Origin of the sequence: Halomonas urmiana (assembly GCF_005780185.1) — a bacterium.
GTDB classification, from domain to species: domain Bacteria; phylum Pseudomonadota; class Gammaproteobacteria; order Pseudomonadales; family Halomonadaceae; genus Halomonas; species Halomonas urmiana.
In genome coordinates, this window is the sequence record NZ_VBUI01000002.1 from 138,666 (window position 1) to 158,166 (window position 19,501).

Annotated in this window: 19 protein-coding genes; 14 read left to right on the plus strand and 5 right to left on the minus strand. The window is 68.2% G+C overall.

What is annotated here, in order from left to right; translation table 11 throughout:
• Positions 1-83 precede the first annotated feature (83 nt).
• Positions 84-1,781, plus strand: a complete 1,698-nt coding sequence (locus FEI13_RS01965) for a BCCT family transporter (RefSeq protein ID WP_240036389.1) — start codon at positions 84-86, stop codon at positions 1,779-1,781.
• Between the two features lie 80 nt (positions 1,782-1,861).
• On the opposite strand, the gene FEI13_RS01970 is transcribed toward FEI13_RS01965, so the two are convergent.
• From FEI13_RS01970 to FEI13_RS01980, 3 genes are all read right to left on the minus strand, one after another.
• On the minus strand, positions 1,862-2,752 hold the full coding sequence (locus FEI13_RS01970; RefSeq protein ID WP_240036390.1) for a LysR substrate-binding domain-containing protein: 891 nt from the start codon (positions 2,750-2,752) through the stop codon (positions 1,862-1,864).
• A gap of 198 nt (positions 2,753-2,950) precedes the next feature.
• Positions 2,951-3,376: a SufE family protein gene (locus FEI13_RS01975; protein ID WP_138179022.1), complete on the minus strand. Its 426-nt coding sequence runs from the start codon at positions 3,374-3,376 to the stop codon at positions 2,951-2,953.
• A 24-nt stretch (positions 3,377-3,400) separates the two neighbouring features.
• Positions 3,401-4,558, minus strand: a complete 1,158-nt coding sequence (locus FEI13_RS01980; RefSeq protein WP_138179024.1) for a tyrosine-type recombinase/integrase — start codon at positions 4,556-4,558, stop codon at positions 3,401-3,403.
• 399 nt (positions 4,559-4,957) lie between these two features.
• Here FEI13_RS01980 and FEI13_RS01985 point away from each other — a divergent pair, with 399 nt between their 5' ends.
• Entirely contained in the window at positions 4,958-6,019 is a 1,062-nt protein-coding gene (locus FEI13_RS01985; protein WP_138179026.1) for a DNA-binding protein, read from the plus strand.
• 54 nt (positions 6,020-6,073) lie between these two features.
• Here FEI13_RS01985 and nfuA read toward each other — a convergent pair whose 3' ends face one another.
• Complete coding sequence (nfuA, locus tag FEI13_RS01990) at positions 6,074-6,664, minus strand: Fe-S biogenesis protein NfuA (RefSeq protein WP_138179028.1); 591 nt, start codon at positions 6,662-6,664, stop codon at positions 6,074-6,076.
• Between the two features lie 306 nt (positions 6,665-6,970).
• Between nfuA and metH the strand changes: the two genes are divergently transcribed.
• From metH to FEI13_RS02010, 4 genes are all read left to right on the plus strand, one after another.
• Entirely contained in the window at positions 6,971-10,690 is a 3,720-nt protein-coding gene (gene metH, locus FEI13_RS01995) for a methionine synthase (RefSeq protein ID WP_138179030.1), read from the plus strand.
• A 63-nt stretch (positions 10,691-10,753) separates the two neighbouring features.
• On the plus strand, positions 10,754-12,082 hold the full coding sequence (locus FEI13_RS02000; protein WP_138179032.1) for an MATE family efflux transporter: 1,329 nt from the start codon (positions 10,754-10,756) through the stop codon (positions 12,080-12,082).
• A 120-nt stretch (positions 12,083-12,202) separates the two neighbouring features.
• Positions 12,203-13,855: a nitrite/sulfite reductase gene (locus FEI13_RS02005; RefSeq protein ID WP_138179034.1), complete on the plus strand. Its 1,653-nt coding sequence runs from the start codon at positions 12,203-12,205 to the stop codon at positions 13,853-13,855.
• Positions 13,848-14,378, plus strand: a complete 531-nt coding sequence (locus FEI13_RS02010; protein WP_138179036.1) for a DUF934 domain-containing protein — start codon at positions 13,848-13,850, stop codon at positions 14,376-14,378. Before FEI13_RS02005 ends, FEI13_RS02010 begins: the two co-directional genes overlap by 8 nt.
• 93 nt (positions 14,379-14,471) lie before the next feature.
• On the opposite strand, the gene smrA is transcribed toward FEI13_RS02010, so the two are convergent.
• Positions 14,472-15,065 (minus strand): DNA endonuclease SmrA, encoded by a 594-nt coding sequence (gene smrA, locus FEI13_RS02015; protein WP_138179038.1) that lies wholly within the window; start codon positions 15,063-15,065, stop codon positions 14,472-14,474.
• A gap of 156 nt (positions 15,066-15,221) precedes the next feature.
• Between smrA and FEI13_RS02020 the strand changes: the two genes are divergently transcribed.
• From FEI13_RS02020 to pdxH, 8 genes are all read left to right on the plus strand, one after another.
• Entirely contained in the window at positions 15,222-15,638 is a 417-nt protein-coding gene (locus tag FEI13_RS02020) for a gamma-glutamylcyclotransferase family protein (protein WP_138179040.1), read from the plus strand.
• 103 nt (positions 15,639-15,741) lie between these two features.
• The gene (locus tag FEI13_RS02025) at positions 15,742-16,203 is read left to right on the plus strand and encodes an MgtC/SapB family protein (protein WP_138179042.1); all 462 of its coding nucleotides are present in this window, start codon (positions 15,742-15,744) and stop codon (positions 16,201-16,203) included.
• Between the two features lie 75 nt (positions 16,204-16,278).
• Positions 16,279-16,620 (plus strand): arsenate reductase family protein, encoded by a 342-nt coding sequence (locus FEI13_RS02030; RefSeq protein ID WP_138179044.1) that lies wholly within the window; start codon positions 16,279-16,281, stop codon positions 16,618-16,620.
• A gap of 40 nt (positions 16,621-16,660) precedes the next feature.
• Entirely contained in the window at positions 16,661-17,284 is a 624-nt protein-coding gene (gene wrbA, locus FEI13_RS02035) for an NAD(P)H:quinone oxidoreductase (protein ID WP_138179046.1), read from the plus strand.
• Positions 17,281-17,673, plus strand: a complete 393-nt coding sequence (locus FEI13_RS02040) for a DUF2069 domain-containing protein (protein WP_138179048.1) — start codon at positions 17,281-17,283, stop codon at positions 17,671-17,673. The genes wrbA and FEI13_RS02040 overlap by 4 nt, the downstream gene beginning before the upstream one ends.
• A gap of 45 nt (positions 17,674-17,718) precedes the next feature.
• A complete protein-coding gene (locus FEI13_RS02045) occupies positions 17,719-18,420 on the plus strand; it encodes an AzlC family ABC transporter permease (RefSeq protein WP_240036391.1) in 702 nt (233 codons plus the stop codon).
• A complete protein-coding gene (locus FEI13_RS02050; RefSeq protein ID WP_138179050.1) occupies positions 18,417-18,764 on the plus strand; it encodes a branched-chain amino acid transporter permease in 348 nt (115 codons plus the stop codon). Before FEI13_RS02045 ends, FEI13_RS02050 begins: the two co-directional genes overlap by 4 nt.
• 93 nt (positions 18,765-18,857) lie before the next feature.
• The gene (pdxH, locus tag FEI13_RS02055; RefSeq protein WP_138179052.1) at positions 18,858-19,499 is read left to right on the plus strand and encodes a pyridoxamine 5'-phosphate oxidase; all 642 of its coding nucleotides are present in this window, start codon (positions 18,858-18,860) and stop codon (positions 19,497-19,499) included.
• Positions 19,500-19,501: the final 2 nt, after the last annotated feature.

The window sequence follows — 19,501 nt, forward strand, 5'->3', positions numbered from 1 at the left end:
GTGAAGCCCCCACTCTTCGCAGCGGGCCACCGTGGGCCCCCTCCCCGTCGTCCCCTGATTCAATAACAACCGAGAGTGACGCCATGCGCTCAGAAAGTGGGCTCTTCAAGGGCCTCAACCCGACGGTGACCATCGCCTCCAAGGTGTTGGTCATCGGCTTCGTGATCTTCTGCGCCGTGCTGGCCGAGCAGGCCGGCGCCATCTTCCAGAACATCTCGACCACCGTCCTCAACAACGCCAAGTGGTTCTATCTCGCCGTGGTCAGCGGCGTACTGGCCTTCCTGCTCTATCTGATGGTCAGCCGCTTCGGGCATATCCGCCTAGGCAAGGATGACGAGCGCCCCGAATTCAGCTTCATCTCCTGGGTGAGCATGCTGTTCTCGGGGGGCATGGGCATCGGCCTGATCTTCTGGTCGGTGGCCGAACCGATGTGGCACTACGCCGACAACCCCTTCAGCGAAGGCATGAGCGACGCCGCCGCCGGCATGGCCATGCGCCTGACCTTCTTCCACTGGGGCCTGCACCCCTGGGCGACCTTTATCATCGTGGCCCTGGCGCTGGCGTACTTTGCCTACCGCAAGGGGCTGCCGCTGACCCTGCGCTCGATCCTCTACCCCTTCATCGGCGATCGCATCTATGGCCCCATCGGCCATACCGTGGACATCCTGACCGTGGCGATCACCGCCTTCGGTGTCTCCCAGTCGCTGGGCCTGGGCGTGATTCAGATGAACAGCGGACTGAACCACGTCTTTGGCGTGGAGATCGGTATCGGCGTCCAGCTCGGCATGATCGCGGTGATCACCCTGTTCGCCATCGCCTCGGTGATGTCCGGTGTAGGACGCGGCATCCGCCGGCTCTCGGAGTGGAACATGCTGCTCTCGGTGGCGATCGTCGCCATCGTGCTGGCCATCGGCCCGACCCGCTATATCCTCAACACCCTGCTGCAGGGCACCGGCGACTACGCCGACAACCTGATCGGCATGAGCCTGTGGAGCGACGCCAACGCCGACAGCGGCTGGCAGAACTGGTGGACCGCCTTCTACTGGCCCTGGTGGATGACCTGGGCGCCCTTCGTCGGCATGTTCATCGCCCGTATCTCGCGGGGCCGCACCATCCGCGAGCTGATCGGCGGTGCCCTGCTGGTGCCGACCCTGGTGACCTTCGTGTGGATGTCGGTGTTCGGCGGCAGCGCCCTGTTCGAGGAGCAGCAGGCGCGACAGGCCCATGAGCAGGCGGTGGCCAGCGGCGATGTCGCCGCGGACACCGAGTTCACCGGCGGCGCGGTGCTCCAGGCCACCCAGGAGGACACCACCCTGGCGCTGTTCACCCTGTTCGAGGCCCTGGATCCGGGCGTGCTGGGCAGCGTGCTGTCGATCATGGCGGTGCTGCTGCTGGCGACCTACTTCATCACCTCGGCGGACTCCGGCACCCTGGTGCTGTGCACTCTGGACAGCGTGGGCAGTCCCGAACCGCCCCAGCCGATCCGGGTGATCTGGGGCCTGGTGATCGGCTGCATCGCCGGCGCCCTGCTCTACGCCGGGGGCCTGAAGACGATCCAGACCGCCTCGATCATCGCCGGGCTACCCATCGCGGTATTCATCCTGGTGATGACCCTGAGTCTCTACCGCACCCTGCGCCGGGAGCCCATCGCCGCCGCCATGCTGCCGCCCCAGGTGCGGCCCGCCCACGAGGACATCGATCACCACAGCGGCAAGGCCGAAGCCGAGGAAGTCACCCGGCACGGCGCCGCGGCACGCGCCGAGCCGATCCTCGAGGCCTGAGGCCCGGCACCAGAAACGCTCACAACGACAAGGGGCCCGGCAATTGCCGGGCCCCTTGTCGTGCATCGTGGGTTGGGGGCTCAAATCAGCCCGAGCTCGCCCACTTCCTTGGGCACGGTGTCCATCAGCCACTCGCGGAAGGCACAGACGCCGCGGCGATTGGAAGGCGTCTCACCGCGTTCCAGCAGACAGAAGCGCGCTTGGGTGCGCAGCACCGTCTCCACGGGGCGCACCAGCTGGCCGCGCTCCAGGTAGTCGTCGACCAGCTGACTCCAGCCCAGCGCCACGCCCTGGTCCATCATCGCCGCCTGGATCAGCATCGAGTAGCTGTTGATATTGAGACGCCGCCTCGGCAGGCGCGAGACAACGCCCACCTCGGTGAACCACTGCTTCCAGCTCATCCAGTCCTGGTCGGCGTCTTCCAGGGACAGCAGAGTGCAGTCGAGCAGCGCCTCGGGGCCCGGGAAGGGACCGTGTTGCTCCAGGTAGCCCGGACTGCATACCGGGAAGACTTCCTCGTGGAAGAGCGTCCTGGCCAGCATCGCGGGGGGCGGCGTGCGGCAGTAGAACAGCGCGATATCACACTCCACACGAGCCAGGTCACGCAGCTGCTCGATGGCGACGATCCGCAGCTCGATATCGTCATGCTCGCGTTGGAAGGCAGCGATCTTGGGCAGCAGCCACAATGAGGCCATGGCGCTGGTGGTGGCCACGGTGATCTGATGTATGCCCTGCCAGCCACGCACCTCCTCGGTGATCGAGGCGATATCGTTGAGCGACTGGCGGACCGCCTGGGCGTAACGATGCCCCATGGCCGTCAGCTTGACGGCGCGGTTGGCCCGCTCGAAAAGCGGCTTGCCCAGATAGTCCTCGAGACTGCGAACCTGGCGACTGATCGCTCCCTGAGTCACATGGAGCTCCTCGGCGGCCAGGGTGAAGCTAAGATGCCGGGCCGCCGACTCAAAAGCCACGAGGCTATTCAGGGGAGGCAAGGGGCTGATCTTCATAGCAGCGCAACATTGACCATGTAGGGGGCGATGAGTCTACGCGTCGCGATGAGTCGGCGCCACGACCTGGAGGCCGCCTCCGACCGGGCGCCGGATGAAGGCGGCGCGGCCTAAACCGCCCCGTCTCGCCCTTTCGTGTCGATCAGGTCTCGGACGTGCCTGTCACGCGGCTTCCTGCTCGGCCACCCGATAGATCCGCTCCAGCATGGCGTTGAGGCCGTTGCTGCGGGTCGGCGACAGGTGCTTGTCGAGCCCCAGGTCCTTGAGGAAGTGAGGGCTGGTGGCGTGGATGTCCGCCGGCCGGCGGTCGTTGTAGATGCGCATCAGCACGGCGATCAGCCCGGAGACGATGGCAGCGTCGGAGACCGCATCGAAGTGCAGGGTGTCGCCCTCGCGGCGGTGGCGCATCCAGACGTTGGACTGGCAGCCCTGGATCTTCAGCTCCTCGACTTTCCACTCCTCGGGAAAGGCCGGCAGCTGCTTGCCCATGTCGATGATGTACTGGTAGCGATCCATCCAATTGTCGAACATCTCGAAATCGTCGAGAAGCTCCTGCTGGGCCTGTTCGGCGGTGGTCTCGGTGCTCATGATCTCTCCTCAAAGCGGTTAACTTCAGTATAACGACTCAGGCGCCCCATCTCGATCCTCCGCCGCGGTCCGCCTTCCCTCGTCGGATCCGACGCCGAGGCCATGGCGCGCCTGCTGGCGATGCCACTCCTCGTCCTCGGCATGCAGGTAGCGCGCCGTGGTATCGAGTCGCGAATGGCGTGCGGTGCCCGCCAGGTAGCGAAGCTCCACGCCGGCCTGGGCCTGGTGGGTCAGCGCCGTGTGGCGCAGCCAATGAGGCGTTGCCTGGCGCAGGCGCGCCGTGGCGTCGCGGGCCTCGTCGCCCTGCTCGGCCTCGAGGGCGTCCGCCGCCTCGCCGAAGGCGTCGCGAATCAGCCGATAGAGCCGGTTGTCGCCCAATCCTCGCGCGCCGTCCAGCGCCCTGAGCAGCGGGCCGTCGTCGTCCGACGCGGGATGGGGCGGCAGACCCAGGGCCTCCCGCCAGGCCACCAACAGGGCCAGCATGTCCGGCGGCACCGGCACCTGCGCCGCCTTGTCGCCCTTCCCGACCACCCGCCACCACCAGCGCCCCTCGCGGCGCACGAAGTCGTTCATGCGCGCCGCGCTCATCTCGCCGATGCGCGGGGCCAGCAGGTAGGCGAAGCCGAAGACCAGCCGGCGGCGTGACCGCTCGAAGCGCTGACGTGGCATGGCGTCCGCCACCAGCGGCCGGTTGAGCCAGGCCCAGAACCAGTCCCACAGGGGCCGCTCGAGATAGCGCTCGATGCCGCCCTGACGATTATCCAGGCGGCGGCGCTTGTCGCGCATCAGCCGAAAGGGGTTATGGCCGACCCAGCCCGCCTCCACGAGCCAGGCGTACATGCCCTGCAGGATGACCAGGCTCTGCCGGCGGCTCGCCGGCGACAACGGCCCGCGGAAGGGGCGCCAGCGCGGATCCTCGCGCGGACGCACCGGACCGATCCAGCGCTCGGTCGGTCGCGGATCGGCAAGAAAGGTCTCGAAGGCGTCGAGATCATGGCGGCGCAGCTCGCCAAGCCCCCTGCCCTGCTCGGCCAGCCACAGCAGCAGCCGCTCCGCCTCGCGCCGATAGGCACGCTGGGTCTGCCGGCTCGCCCGGTACTCGCCGAGCCACCTCGTCACGGCCTCGGCGTCGCTCTCGGCCTCGATATGGGCGCTCGTCGCCGGCGGCCGGCGCGCATCCATGACGGGCGCTCGTTTCGACGCAGCCGCTATATCCGGGAGCAATGCCGGATCGAGGCTCTCGCCATCCTTCCCAAGCCGCTGATTTTCCTCGCCTTTCATCGCCTATCGATGCCCTCCTGTCGCTCTCGCCGTGTCGCGGCGCTTCACGGCCAAGGCCGGCCTCCGCGCCACTTCGCGGGGCCACTCCTCCTGCCTGATGGCCCAGTGTCGCCCCTATGCCGTCATAAAATCAAGATAAGGCGCGTAATCTTGATTTTATCCTGGCTATTGTAAATATATTTACGTTTTACGTATTACGTAATTAGCTTCAATAATCGCTCATCCCCGGGTAGACTGGCGCCCAGACCCCGGACACGGCCCAACAGACGGCCGGCAGACGACCACGAGGAGAAGACGGCCATGGCGCGCAGCGGTGTGCGGTACGAGGATGTACAGCGGGCCATCGATGCCCTGCTCGCGAAAGGCGAAGCCCCGAGCGTGCACAAGGTGCGCGAGGTGCTCGGTACCGGCAGCTTCACCACCATCAGCGAGCACCTGCGGGAGTGGCGCATCCAGCGGAAGGAGAATCGCGACCAGCCGCCGCCCCGCGGCATGCCCGCGGCCCTGCAGGAGCTCGCCGAGGCGCTGTGGGAGAAGGCCCAGGCCGCCGCCAACGAGGCGCTCGCCCACTATCGCCAGGAGGCCGACGGCCGGGTGGAGACGGCCCGCGAAGAGGCCGGCGAGGCGTCACGACGCGCCGAGGACGCCGAGCAACGGGAGTCGGCACTCTCCGCCCATCTGGCGAGCATTGAGCAGCGCTTGGGAGAACAGAGCGGGGAGCTCGCCCGCCGGGAGGCCGAACGCGACGCCCTGGCCGAGCGTGAGGCGAAACTGTCCCGCTACCAGGCGCGGCTAGAGCAACAGCTCGCCGACCTCCAGCAGACGCAGGAGCGTCGGGCCCAGGAGCATCAGCAGGCCCTGGCCGAGCAGGCGTCACGCCACCAGGAGCGACTGGCCCAGGAGGAGCAGCGTCACGAGAGCAGCGAGTCGCGGCTGATGGCCCTGCTCGACGAGGCGCGCCAGGAGCGCCAGACCGCCGACAAGGCCCACGTCCAGCGCCACCAGCAGCTCGAGACGCGTCTCGAGCGCACGGAACGACTGGTGCAGGAGGCGCGAAGTGCGCTGGCCGAGGAGGAGAAGCGCCACCGGGAGACGGAGTGGGCCCGCCGGCAGGCCGAGGAACGCACGCGCACCCAGCAGCACGAGCAGGTCCTGCTGCAGGGGCGCATCGACGAGCAGCAGCAGCTACTGGCCGAGCAGGCGCGCCGCCTGCGCGACCTGGAGACCCAGCTGCATCGCTGCCTATGGCAGGCGCCGGTGGCGAAGCAACGCGACGAGCATGAGAAAGAAGAGAGTGAGGCCGAACACGGCGCCCGAAACGACGAAGGCCCCGCGAATGCGGAGCCTTCCAGGGAGGAGTAAGCGCGGCCCCGGGAGGCCGATGGCCTCCCGGGGCGCTCGCGCCCATTGCCGCGCCTAGCGGTAGTAGGCGTTGGTGGTGTCTGTGTGATCGGTCACATCGCGGATGCCGGCGAGCTCCGGGATGCGCTCGAGCAGGGTCTTCTCGACGCCATCCTTGAGGGTCAGGTCGACCGCCGCGCAGCCCTGGCAGCCGCCGCCGAAGGCCAGGATCGCCACCTGGTCCTCGGTCAGCTCGACCAGCTTGATCTCCCCGCCGTGGGAGGCCAGGCCCGGGTTGATCTCGCTATAGAGGATATAGTTGACGCGATCCTCGAGGGGGCTGTCGGCGTTGACCTTGGGCATCTTGGCGTTGGGCGCCTTGATGGTCAGCTGGCCGCCCATGCGATCGGCGTTGAAGTCGACCACGGCCTCCTCGAGGAAGGCCAGGCTGTTCTTGTCCAGGTAGGCGCGAAGTTTCGGAAGCTCCAGCAGCTCGTCGCTGGGCTCCTCCTCGCCGGGACGGCAGTAGGCCAGGCAGGTCTCGGCGTAGGGTGTGCCGGGCTGGGTGATGAAGATGCGCACCGCGATGCCCTCGACGTTCTGCTTCTCGAGCAGCTCGGCGAGGTAAGCCTGGGCGCTATCGGTGATCTGGATGCTATCGCTCATGGTGCTCTCGCTATCGTGACCCGTCGCAGCGAAGACCGTCGCGACGGAGGCAGAAAGGGTGATGGCGTCAATGGTAAGCGACACGCGCGGCCGACACAATCCCGACTGATTTGCTGGGTTTTAGCCGGCCCCCTGCCGCGGCGCGCCGGCTTTTGCTAGGATAATTAGCTTCCCAGGCGATCCGCCGATGCGCCGCATCTCGGCAGGTCGCCCCCCGGCCCGCAGTGCATCAGCGAGACAAGACGCCACAGGCGCACCGCTGCCGGCCAGAACCTTGACGCCTCTTCGCTGGAGATTGACCCGCCCATGGCCGCCGTTCCCACTGCCCAGACCGCCTCGCTTCATGACAGCCTTTCACGTCGCATCCTGATGCTCGATGGCGGCATGGGGACCATGTTGCAGAACGCCGAGCTGTCTGAACAGGAGTTCCGCGGCGAGCGCTTCGCCGACTGGCCGAGCGATCTGAAGGGTAACAACGACCTGCTGGCCCTGACCTGCCCCGACCTGGTGACGCGCATCCATCGCGACTACCTCGAGGCCGGCGCCGATATCATCGAGACCAACACCTTCAACAGCACGCGGCTCTCCCAGTCGGACTACGGCATGGAAGACCTGGTGCCGGAGCTCAATCGCGAGTCGGCGCGTCTGGCCCGCGCGGTGTGTGACGCCGTGGCCGAGGAGAGCGGCGTGCCGCGCTACGTGGCGGGAGTGCTGGGGCCGACCTCACGCACCGCCTCGTTGTCGCCGGACGTCAACGACCCTGCCAAGCGCAACGTCACCTTCGACGCCCTGCGCGAGAACTACCGTGAGGCCGCCGAGTCGCTGATCGAGGGCGGTGCCGACCTGATCATGATCGAGACGGTCTTCGACACCCTCAACGCCAAGGCGGCGATCTTCGCCCTTGAGGAGCTGTTCGAGGCCCGCGGCGAGCGGCTGCCGGTGATGATCTCCGGCACCATCACCGACGCCTCCGGGCGCACGCTCTCGGGGCAGACCACCGAGGCCTTCTGGAACTCGGTGCGCCACGCCCGACCGCTCACCATCGGGCTCAACTGCGCCCTGGGCGCCGAGGAGCTGCGCCCCTACGTCGAGGAACTCTCGACCAAGGCCGACACCTTCGTCTCGGCCCACCCCAACGCCGGCCTGCCCAACGAGTTCGGCGAGTACGACCAGACCCCCGAGGAGATGGCGGCGATCGTCGCTGAGTTCGCCCAGAGCGGCCTGGTCAACGTCATCGGCGGCTGCTGCGGCTCCACGCCGGCGCACATCGCGGCGATCCATGCCGCCATCGAGGACCTCCCCCCGCGCCGGGTGCCCGAGCGCTCCCGGGCCTGCCGCCTCTCCGGACTCGAACCCTTCAACATCGAGGCCGACTCGCTGTTCGTCAACGTCGGCGAGCGCACCAACGTCACCGGCTCGGCGCGCTTCAAGCGGCTGATCGTCGAGGAGGACTACACCACGGCGCTGGAGGTGGCCCTGGAGCAGGTGGAGAACGGCGCCCAGGTCATCGACATCAACATGGACGAGGGGATGCTCGAGTCCGAGGAGGCGATGGTACGCTTCCTCAACCTGATCGCCGGCGAGCCCGACATCGCCCGGGTGCCGATCATGATCGACTCCTCCAAGTGGACGATCATCGAAGCGGGCCTCCAGTGCGTGCAGGGCAAGGCGGTGGTCAACTCCATCTCCATGAAGGAGGGCGAGGACGCCTTCCGCGAGCAGGCCACCGCCTGCCGGCGCTTCGGCGCCGCCGTGGTGGTGATGGCCTTCGACGAGTCGGGCCAGGCGGACACCTTCGCCCGCAAGAGCGAGATCTGCGAGCGCGCCTATCGGATCCTGGTCGACGAGCTGGACTTCCCGGCGGAAGACATCATCTTCGACCCCAACATCTTCGCCATCGCCACCGGCATCGAGGAGCACGACAACTACGCCGTGGACTTCATCGAGGCGACCCAGTGGATCCGCGAGCACCTGCCCCACGCCCTGGTCTCCGGCGGCGTCTCCAACGTCTCCTTCTCGTTTCGCGGCAACAACCCGGTGCGCGAGGCGATCCACTCGGTGTTCCTCTACCACGCCGTGCGCGCCGGCCTGACCATGGGCATCGTCAATGCCGGCCAGCTGGCGGTCTACGACGACCTGCCGACGGAGCTTCGCGAGGCCGTGGAGGACGTGGTCCTCAACCGTCGCAGCGACTCCACCGAGCGCCTGCTCGAGCTCGCCGACAAGTACAAGGGCGATGGCAGCGGCCCGGCCAAGAAAGAGGACCTCGAGTGGCGCACCTGGGAGGTCGAGAAGCGCATCTCCCACGCCCTGGTCAAGGGCATCACCGCCTACATCGAGGAGGACACCGAGCTCGCCCGCCAGCGTGCCGAGCGCCCCATCGAGGTGATCGAGGGGCCGCTGATGGACGGCATGAACGTCGTCGGCGACCTGTTCGGCGCCGGCAAGATGTTCCTGCCCCAGGTGGTCAAGTCGGCGCGGGTCATGAAGCAGGCGGTGGCGTACCTGATCCCCTACATCGAGGCCGAGAAGAGCGCCGAGACGCAGGCCAAGGGCAAGATCGTGATGGCCACGGTCAAGGGCGACGTCCACGACATCGGCAAGAACATCGTCGGCGTCGTCCTGCAGTGCAATAACTACGAGGTGATCGATCTGGGCGTGATGGTGTCTGCGGAGAAGATCCTGCAGACGGCCCGGAAGGAGAACGCCGACATCATCGGCCTCTCCGGGCTGATCACGCCGTCGCTCGACGAGATGGTCCACGTCGCCAAGGAGATGCAGCGCCAGGGCTTCAGCCTGCCGCTGCTGATCGGCGGCGCCACCACCTCCAAGGCTCATACCGCGGTCAAGATCGAGCCGGGCTACGATCAGCCGGTGATCTACGTCTCGGATGCCTCCCGCGCCGTGGGCGTGGCCGGCAAGCTGCTCTCGCCGGCCCTGAAACCGGACTACGTCGCACAGATACGCGACGAATACGAGACGGTGCGCGAGCGCAATGCCAAGCGCCGCCCCAAGGCCGCCAACCTCAGCTATGACGAGGCGCGACGCCGCAAGCCCGACATGGCGTGGGAGGCGTACACGCCGCCCCGCCCGGCCATCACCGGCCTCCAGGTGTTCGACGACTACGATATCCAGGAGCTGGTCGAACGCATCGACTGGACGCCCTTCTTCATGAGCTGGCAGCTGGCCGGCAAGTACCCGAAGATCCTCGAGGACAAGGTGGTCGGCGAGGCCGCGCGCCATCTCTTCGCCGACGCCCAGGCGATGCTGCGCAAGCTGATCGACGAGAAGCTGGTCCACGCCCGCGGGGTGATCGGCCTGTGGCCGGCCAACAGCGTCGACGACGACGTCATCGAGGTATACGCCGACGAGTCGCGCCGCGAGGTGATCGAGCGGCTGCACCACATCCGCCAGCAGACCACCAAGAACCGCGATGGCGTCTGCCACAGCCTGGCCGACTTCGTGGCGCCCCGCTATGACGCCAACGGCGAGGAGAGCGGCCAGCCGGACTGGATCGGCGGTTTCGCGGTGACCACCGGGCACGGCGTCGAGGCGCTCGCCGAGCAGTACAAGGCTGCCGGTGATGACTACAATGCCATCCTGGTGCAGTCGCTCACCGACCGCCTGGCCGAGGCCTTTGCCGAGCGGCTCCACGAGCGGGTGCGCAAGGAGTTCTGGGGCTATGTGCCCGACGAGACCCTGGGTAACGATGCGCTGATCGCCGAGAAGTATCAGGGCATTCGCCCGGCACCGGGTTACCCGGCCTGCCCCGACCACACCGAGAAGGCGACCCTGTTCCGCCTGCTCGACGCCACCGAGAACGCCGGCCTCGAGCTCACCGAGAACTTCGCCATGTGGCCCGCGGCCGCCGTCGCCGGCTGGTACTTCTCGCACCCCCGCTCGAAGTACTTCTCCACCGGCAAGATCACCCGCGACCAGGTCGAGGCGCTGGCTACTCGCAAGGCCATGCGCCTCGAGGAGCTCGAACGCTGGCTCGCGCCGGTGCTCTCCTACGACCCCGCCTGACCCCACCGGCCCGCCGCGGCGGGCCGCTTGTCGCACACCTTGCCCCACCTTGCCGGAAGACGGATGCTGCCCGAGTCCACCCGCCGCCAGACGATCCTGCGCCTCTCCCTGCCGATCATCGCGGGCATGCTCACCCAGAGTCTGCTCAACCTGATCGATGCCGCCCTGGTCGGCTCGCTCGGCTCGGTGCCCCTGGCCGGGGTCGGCATCGGCGGCTACGCCATGTTCCTGATCACCGCCATGGTCTTCGGGCTCTCCTCGGGGGTGCAGGCCCAGACGGCGCGACGCCACGGCGAGGAGGACTGGGGGCGACGCGCCCTGGCGCTCAATGCTGGCCTCGCCATCGCGCTGGCCGTGGCGGGCCCGCTCACCCTTCTCTGCCTGTGGCAGGCGCCGCGCCTGCTGGCGCTGATCAATCAGGATCCCGCGGTCAACGCCGTGGCGGTGGAGTACTTCCGCTGGCGGGTGGTGTCGCTGATCCCGGTGGCGATGATCTTCTGCTTTCGTGGCTACTGGAACGGCATCCAGCAGACCGGCCTCTACCTGCGCATCATCCTGGTGATGCACGCCATCAACGTGGTCGCGAGCCTGGGGCTGATCTTCGGGCTGGCCGGGCTGCCGGCCATGGGCGCGGCCGGTGCCGGCGCCGGCACCAGCCTCTCGCTCTTCGTCGGGCTCGCCACCTGGGCCGGACTCAGCCTGCGTCACGCCACCGGCAGCGGCTTTCTGGCCGAGCGCCCCCGCGGCGCCGTGCTGGCCACCACCCTGCGCCTGGCCACGCCCCACTCCTTCCAGCAGCTATGGTTCGCGGCCGGCTATGCCGTGCTGTTCTGGATACTCGGCCGCATCGATACGGCCAGCGTTGCGGTAGGCCACGTGTTGGTGAACCTGTCACTGCTGCTGATCCTGCCCGGCGTGGGCCTCGGCATGGCGGCGATGAGCCTGGTCGGCCAGGCGCTGGGCCGCCAGGCTCACGGCGAGGCCCACCGCTGGGGATGGGACGTGGTGCGCCTGGCCTGGTGCGGCCTGGCGGTGCTGGCCCTGCCGATGCTGCTCTTCCCCGAGACGGTGCTGCGCCTCTTCCTCCACGACCCGACGCTGGTCGCTCTGGGGCGGCTGCCGTTGCAGCTGACCGCGGTCATGATCGTGCTGGATGCCGCCGCCCTGGTGTTCGCCCAGGCCCTGCTGGGCGCCGGGGCGAACCGCACCGTAATGACCGCGACCCTCTCCCTGCAGTGGCTGGTATTCCTGCCGCTGGCCTGGTGGGTGGGGGTGGCGCTCGAGCAGGGGCTGCTCGGCATCTGGTGGGTGCAGCTGGGCTACCGCTGCCTCAACTCGGCCTGGTTCATGCTGATCTGGCAGCGGCGACGCTGGCAGTCCCTGGCACTCTAGCCGGGACGCCGCCTCATTCCATTTCGCATATAAACTATGAAGATTTATTCTTTTATAGAATAAATGCGAGGGGGTAAGGTAGCGCCAACGTCCCCTTTTCTCGATTCAGGATCGCGCTGCATGTACCGCTACGACTCCCACGACCAGACCCTGGTCGATGAACGCGTCGCCCAGTTCCGCGACCAGATGCGCCGCTATCTCGCCGGCCAGCTCGGCGAAGAGGAGTTTCTGCCGCTGCGCCTGCAGAACGGCCTCTATATCCAGCGCTACGCCCCCATGCTGCGTATCGCCATTCCCTACGGCATGCTGGCCGCCAACCAGCTGCGCAAGCTGGGCGAGATCGCCGCTCGCTACGATCGCGGCTATGGCCACTTCACCACCCGTACCAACCTGCAGCTGAACTGGCCGAAGCTCGAGGACGTGCCGGACATCCTCGCCGAGCTCGCCAGCGTGCAGATGCACGCCATCCAGACCAGTGGCAACGATATCCGTAACACCACCACCGACCAGTTCTCGGGAATCGCCGCCGACGAGGAGGTCGATCCGCGTGCCTGGTGCGAGCTGATCCGCCAGTGGTCGACCTTCCATCCGGAGTTCGCCTTCCTGCCACGCAAGTTCAAGATTGCCGTGACCGGGGCCGCCGAGGACCGCGCCGCCATCCAGGTCCACGACGTCGGGCTGCGCCTGTGGCGCGACCGCCAGGGCGAGGTGCGGATCAAGGTACTGGCCGGCGGGGGCCTCGGTCGCACGCCGATGATCGCCGAAGTGGTGCGCGAGGACCTGCCCTGGCAGCACCTGCTCACCTACCTGGAGGCCCTGGTTCGCGTCTATAACCAGTTCGGCCGCCGCGACAACAAGTTCAAGGCGCGCATCAAGATCCTGGTCAAGGCGCTGGGCGTCGACGAGTTCCGTCGCCGCGTCGAGGAGGAGTGGGCCCACCTCAAGGACGGCCCTCAGACCCTTACCGCCGAGGCGCTGGAAGCCGTGGCCGAGCACTTCATCGAGCCGGAGCGCCGCGCCGTACCCGCCGAGGCGATCGAGGCCTATGAGCGGCTGCGCGGCGAGAACCGCGCCTTCGCCCGCTTCGTCACCAACAACGTCACCGACCACAAGGTGGCCGGCTACAAGGCAGTGACCCTGTCGCTGAAGCGCCGCGAGCACTCCCCGGGGGACGTCACCTCCGAGCAGATGGCCGCGGTGGCGGACCTGGCCGACGAATTCGGCTACGGCGAGCTGCGGGTCACCCACGAGCAGAACCTGGTGCTCACCGACGTGCCGGTGGATCGCCTCGAGGAGCTCTGGCAGCGCCTCGAAGCCCTCGGCATGGCCAACCCCACCGTGGGCACCCTGGCCGACCTGATCTGCTGCCCCGGCGGCGACTACTGCGGCCTGGCCAACGCCAAGTCGATCCCGGTCGCCCACGCCATCCAGGAGCGCTTCGAGGACCTCGACTTCCTCTACGACCTGGGCCCCCTGGAGCTCAATATCTCCGGCTGCATGAACGCCTGCGGCCATCACCACGTCGGCCACATCGGCATCCTCGGCGTCGACAAGAAGGGCGAGGAGTACTACCAGATCTCGCTGGGCGGCAGCCAGGGCAACGGCGCCTCGCTCGGCAAGATCCTCGGCCCCTCCTTCTTCCGCGAGGACGTGCCGAGCGTGATCGACACCCTGCTGCAGGTCTATGTCGGCAGCCGCCAGCCCGACGAAACCTTCCTCGACACCTATCGCCGCATCGGCCTCAAACCCTTCAAGGAGCGTGTCTATGCCTGAGCAAACCGTCACTCGCCCGCTGATCGTCGACGGCCGTCCCGTCGAGGCCGACTGGATCCGCCACGACGGCGACACCGCCCCGGCCGAGGGCCCGGCCCTGGTGCGCCTGGAGGTCTGGCAGGCCGCCGGGCGTCGCGCCGACCTGGCGCCCTGGCTGCCCAGCGACACCGAGCTCACGCCGGAACTCGCCGCCGAGCTCGCCCAGGCGCCGCTGATCGGCATCGACTTCCCGAAGTTCACCGACGGCCGCGGCTACAGCATCGCGCGCCTGCTGCGCGAGCGGCACGGCTACGCGGGCCAGATTCGCGCCGTCGGCGATGTGCTGGTCGACCAGCTCTTCTACCTGTCGCGCTGCGGCGTCAACGCCTTCTCGCTGCGCGAGGATCAGATCGTCGCCGATGCGCTGAACGCCCTGACCACCTTCAGCCGCGGCTACCAACCGGGCACCGACGACCCACAGCCGCTGTTCCGTCATCGCCTGCGTGAGCTCGCCAGCCGCCTCCGGGAACCCGCCCTGGCCTGAGGGCGACGACGCCACCACACCTGCCTCAACGCGCGCCGCCGGCCCTCGGGCCGGCGGCGTCGTCTGTGGTCATCGATGAAGAGCAGGCGTGGCTCAGCCGCGGCGCTTCTGCTGGCGCTCCCGGTTGTTGGCTTTCGCCCGCTCGCTCTTGCGCAGCATCACCCAGGTGGCTCCCAGGCCGCCGTCCGCCTGGCTCGCCGAGGCGAAGGCCTGGACCTCGTCGAGGCTCTCGAGCCACTTCGCCAGGCAGGAGCGCAGCACGTTCGCCGGACTGTCGATCTCACGGCCGCGGCCGTGGATGATCATGACCGAGCGCAGGTCGTGGGCGTAGGCCTCGCGAATGAAGGGGGCCAGACATTGGCGGCACTCCTCCAGCGGCCGACGCAGCAAATGCAGGCTGGCCTGGACCGGATAGCCGCCGTGGCGCAGGCGATCCACCACACCGACCTGGATGCCGTCCCGGTAGAAGAGCAGCGGGTCGAAGGGCGGGAGCAGGTCGATGAAATCGGTCGAGAGCAGGTCACGGCCCGGCGACTCGGCCGCCGCACTCTCTCGCCGGGCCAGCTGGGCCTCGCTGGGGGCCCCGCGGCGACGGCCGGGATCGGCTCGATGGGCGCGCTTCGGCAGGGGGCGGACGTCCCCCACCAGCGCCTGGAAATCCTCGTCGTTACGATGGGTCTGGCTCACGGGGCACCTCCAGGACGTCAAGGGGGAGCGTTCATCCTAGCAGAGCCTCGCGGGTCGCTTAAGCGCTCGCCCCGATCGTGGCAGGATGGTGCTGCACGCGGGGCAACGCCCCCTGACTGCCACTCCTGTCCCCCCACACAAGCGAAAGGAAGCGCCATGCGCATGCGACACGGGCTCGCCGCCCTGGCCATCGCCTCGCCCCTCGCCCTGGCCGGCTGGCTGTGGCTGACCATGCTCAGCCCCTTCACCTACGAGCGCCCGGAGCACTTGGCCCCGGTCGCCGAGGGCCCCCACCGGGTCTTCGTCTACGGCACCCTCACCCACGCCCCGATCCGCTGGCTGGTCTACGGCCGAGTCGGCAACCCCGAGCCTGCCTTGCTGGAGGGCTACCAACGCGACGGCCTCGATCTTCAGAAGGCCCCCGGAGGGCGCGTGGAAGGCCTGGTACTGACTGTCGATGCCCGGGAGCTGGCCCGTCTGGATCGCTACGAGAGGCTGGGTATCCGCTACGATCGCGTTCGGGTGACGCTGGCGGATGGCCGCCGCATCTGGGCCTATCGACGACGCGATTAGGCGATTTCTCGGTTATCCGGGGGTGGGGAAAGGCGATATCGTGTCGACGAAGCCGTGCCTCACACCACGACCCGCGGAGGTCTCATCGGCTCAAGGAGGTTCTATGGAAAGCGAGATCTCGCTGTTTGACATGTTCTCCCGGCTGGGCGTGGCCGCCGGCCTGGCGCTGGTGCTGGGCCTGGAGCGTGAGCTGCGCGGCAAGCCCGCGGGGTTGCGCTCGCACATGCTGGTGGCGCTGGGGGCTGCGGCCTTCCTGATCGTGGGGCTGGAGATCCTGTTCGCCACCGCCGAGGGGGACCCCTCCGCGCGCATCGACCCCACACGCATCGTCGAAGGGGTGATCGGGGGCATCGGCTTCCTGGGGGCCGGCAGCATCATTCGCAGCGGCACCAGCGTCCACGGCATCACCACCGGCGCCTCGATCTGGCTGGCCGGTGCCATCGGCATTGCGGCCGGGGTCCACAACTTCGCCTTGGCCGCCATGGTCACCCTCATGGCGTTGGTGATCATGACCGTCCTGGGTGCTATCGAGCGAACCCTGCCCAGCCATCGAGACGAGGAGTGACCCCGTCCGGTTGTGGCGGGATTGAGCCACGGCCTACAATGCCGCTTTCACCTTGAGTGGCAAAAGGATACGTTCATGATCACCCTCCTCCACAACCCGCGCTGCTCCAAGTCGCGCCAGGCCCTGGCCCTGCTCGAGGAAGCCGGCACCGAGGTGACTGTCCGCCGCTATCTGGACGAGCCGCTGGATGCCGATGAGCTCGAGGCCCTGATCCAGCGCCTGGAGGGCGAGCCCTCAAGCCTGGTGCGCCGCAACGAGCCCGAGTGGAAGGCGCGAGGGGCCGATGCCGACGACCCGCGCCAGGTTGTCGAGGCCCTGCTCGCCCACCCGCGGATCCTGCAGCGCCCCATCGCCGATGACGGGCGCCGCGCCATCATCGGTCGCCCGCCCGAGGCTATCCGCGCCCTGCTCGACTGAGCCCCGCCCGCCCGATCTTCCAGGTCACCCAGGAATCCCCATGACCGCAAAGCGTCCGTATGTGCTGATCCTCTTCTACTCTCGCCACGGCGCCACCCGCGCCATGGCCGAGCGCCTCGCCGCCGGCGTCGAGGCGTGCCCGGGCATCGACGCGCGCCTGCGCACGGTGCCCGCCGTCTCGGCCAGCTGCGAGGCGGTGGAACCCGAGATCCCCGAGGCAGGCCCCGTCTATGCGACCCTCGACGACCTGCGCCACTGCGCGGGCCTGGCCATCGGCAGCCCGACCCGCTTCGGCAACATGGCCGCCCCGCTCAAGTACTTCATCGACGGTACCATCGAGCTGTGGCTGGGCGGCGCCCTGATCGACAAGCCGGCCACCGCCTTCACCTCCACCTCCAGCCTGCATGGCGGCCAGGAGACCACGCTGATCTCGATGCTGCTGCCGCTGCTGCACCACGGCATGGTGTACGCCGGCCTGCCCTACAGCGAGATCGAGCTGATGGAGACCTCCGCCGGCGGCACGCCCTACGGCGCCAGTCACCTGGCCGGCACGCGCAGCGACCGGCCGCTGGACGAGCATGAGCGCACGCTGGCCTTCGCCCAGGGCAAGCGCGTCGCGCGCCTCGCCCTGGCCCTTGCGGCGGCACGCCAGGAGGCCAAATGAGACAGTGGCTGGAGGGCCTGGAGGCCCGCAAGGGACTCGACCACCTGACCGACGCCTCGCGCCGGCTGGTGCTCGGCAGTTACGCCATCCTGCTGGCGCTGATGGTCTATCGCGGGGCGATCGTCAGCACCGACGGCAATCCCCTGGTGCCACTGGTGGCCTTCGTGCTGCCGCTGGTGCTCTTCCTGCCGTCGATCATCACCCGTCGCCCGCGCGGCCACGCCTGGCTCTCCTTCGTCAGCCTGCTCTACTTCACCCAGGGCGTGATGGTCGCCACCCTGCCCGGCCAGGGGCTGCGCGGCACGGCCGAGGCGCTGGTCTCCCTGGCGCTGTTCACCGGTTGCATGGGCTACGCGCGATTCCGCAGCCGCCAGCTGCGCGCCGACTAGCCGAGAGACGCGCATCGTCTCGCCACCAGGATAAGGAGATCCGCGTTGCCCAAGCGCCACGCCTGGCATGAGGCCAGCGTCACGACCCTGCCGGTGATGTTCGGCTACCTGCCGCTGGGGGCGGCCTTCGGCATCCTCGCCATCGAAGTCGGCATCCCGGCCTGGGGGGCGCTACTGATGTCGCTGGTGATCTACGCCGGGGCCGGCCAGTTTCTCGCCGTGGCGCTGCTCGCCGCCGGGGCCGGCCTGATGGAAGTGGCCGTGGCCACCCTGATGCTCAACTCTCGCCATCTCTTCTACGGCCTCTCGCTGCTCAAGCGCTTCCAGGGCGCCGGCTGGCGCAAGCCCTATCTCATCTTCGCGCTGACCGACGAGACCTACTCACTGTTGACCACGCACGGCGGGGAGCGCGATCTGGACCACGCCCAGGCCTTTCGTCTCAGCCTGCTCAACCAGCTCTGGTGGGTGCTGGGCAGCGCGGCGGGCGTGCTGATCGGCACCACCCTGACCTTCGACAGCCGCGGCATCGAGTTCGCCCTGACGGCGCTGTTCATCGTGCTGACGCTGGAGCAGGCCCGGCGGCTGCGTCAATGGCTGCCCTTCGCAATCGCGCTGGCCACCGGCCTCGGCGCCGTGGCGCTGCTGCCCGACCGCCACCTGCTGCTGGGCGCCATCGGCGCGACCACCCTGATCCTGCTGGCCGATCACCGCCGCCGTCAGACACAACGCGAGGCTCTGTCCCCATGAGTACCGCCGACCTGCTGGTCTTCATCGCCGTCTGCGCCACAGCGACCTTCGCCACCCGCGTGCTGCCGTTCGTGGCCCTGGCACGCCAGGCGGAACACCCGCTGATCCTCCACCTGGGGCGCTACCTGCCGCCGGCGGTGATGATGATCCTGGTGATCTACGCGCTGCGCGACTTCCGCCCCCTGACCGACGGCCGCCTCAACGTCGCCCCCGACGGCTGGCCGCTGATCCTCGCCTCGCTGACGGTGGTCGTACTGCATCTGTGGCGGCGCCATGCCCTGCTGTCGATCGCCGGGGGGACCGGCGCCTACATGGCCATGGTGCAGCTGGGCGGGACGCCGTAAGCTTGGGAGAGAATTTCCCATGGCGCGTTGATCCAGGGCATTGAGCTCGGCCCGACGACCGGCGACCATGACACAAACTTCAAGGAGACGGTCATGACACGCAACATTGCCGACATTCGGCGCGACTATGAGGGCGGTCAGCTGGACGAGGCGGACGCGCCCGACGAGCCCATGACGCTGTTCGACGAGTGGCTGACCCTGGCACTCGACACCGAGGGCAGCGACGGCAACGCCATGACCCTGGCCACGGCCGACAGCCAGGGACGCCCCCACGCCCGGATCGTGCTGCTCAAGGGCACCGACGAAAAGGGCATGGTGTTCTTTACCAACTACCACAGCCACAAGGGTAGCGAGCTCGCCAACGTTCCCCACGCTTCGCTGGTGTTCTGGTGGCCCAGCCTCTCCCGCCAGGTGCGCGTCGAGGGCCGGGTCGAGCAGGTCAGCCCGGAGGAGTCGGATAGCTACTTCGCCAGCCGCCCCCGCGGCAGCCAGCTGGGCGCCTGGGTCGCCACCCAGAGCGTGGTGATCCCCGATCGCACCTGGCTCGCGGAGCGTGAGCAGCGCTTCGAGCATGCCTACGAGGGACAGGAGATTCCCCGCCCGATCCACTGGGGCGGCTACCGCGTGATCCCCGACATGATCGAGTTCTGGCAGGGGCAGCCGAGCCGGCTCCACGACCGCCTGCGCTATGAGCGCCGCGACGGCAGCTGGCACCGCTTCCGCCTGGCGCCCTGATC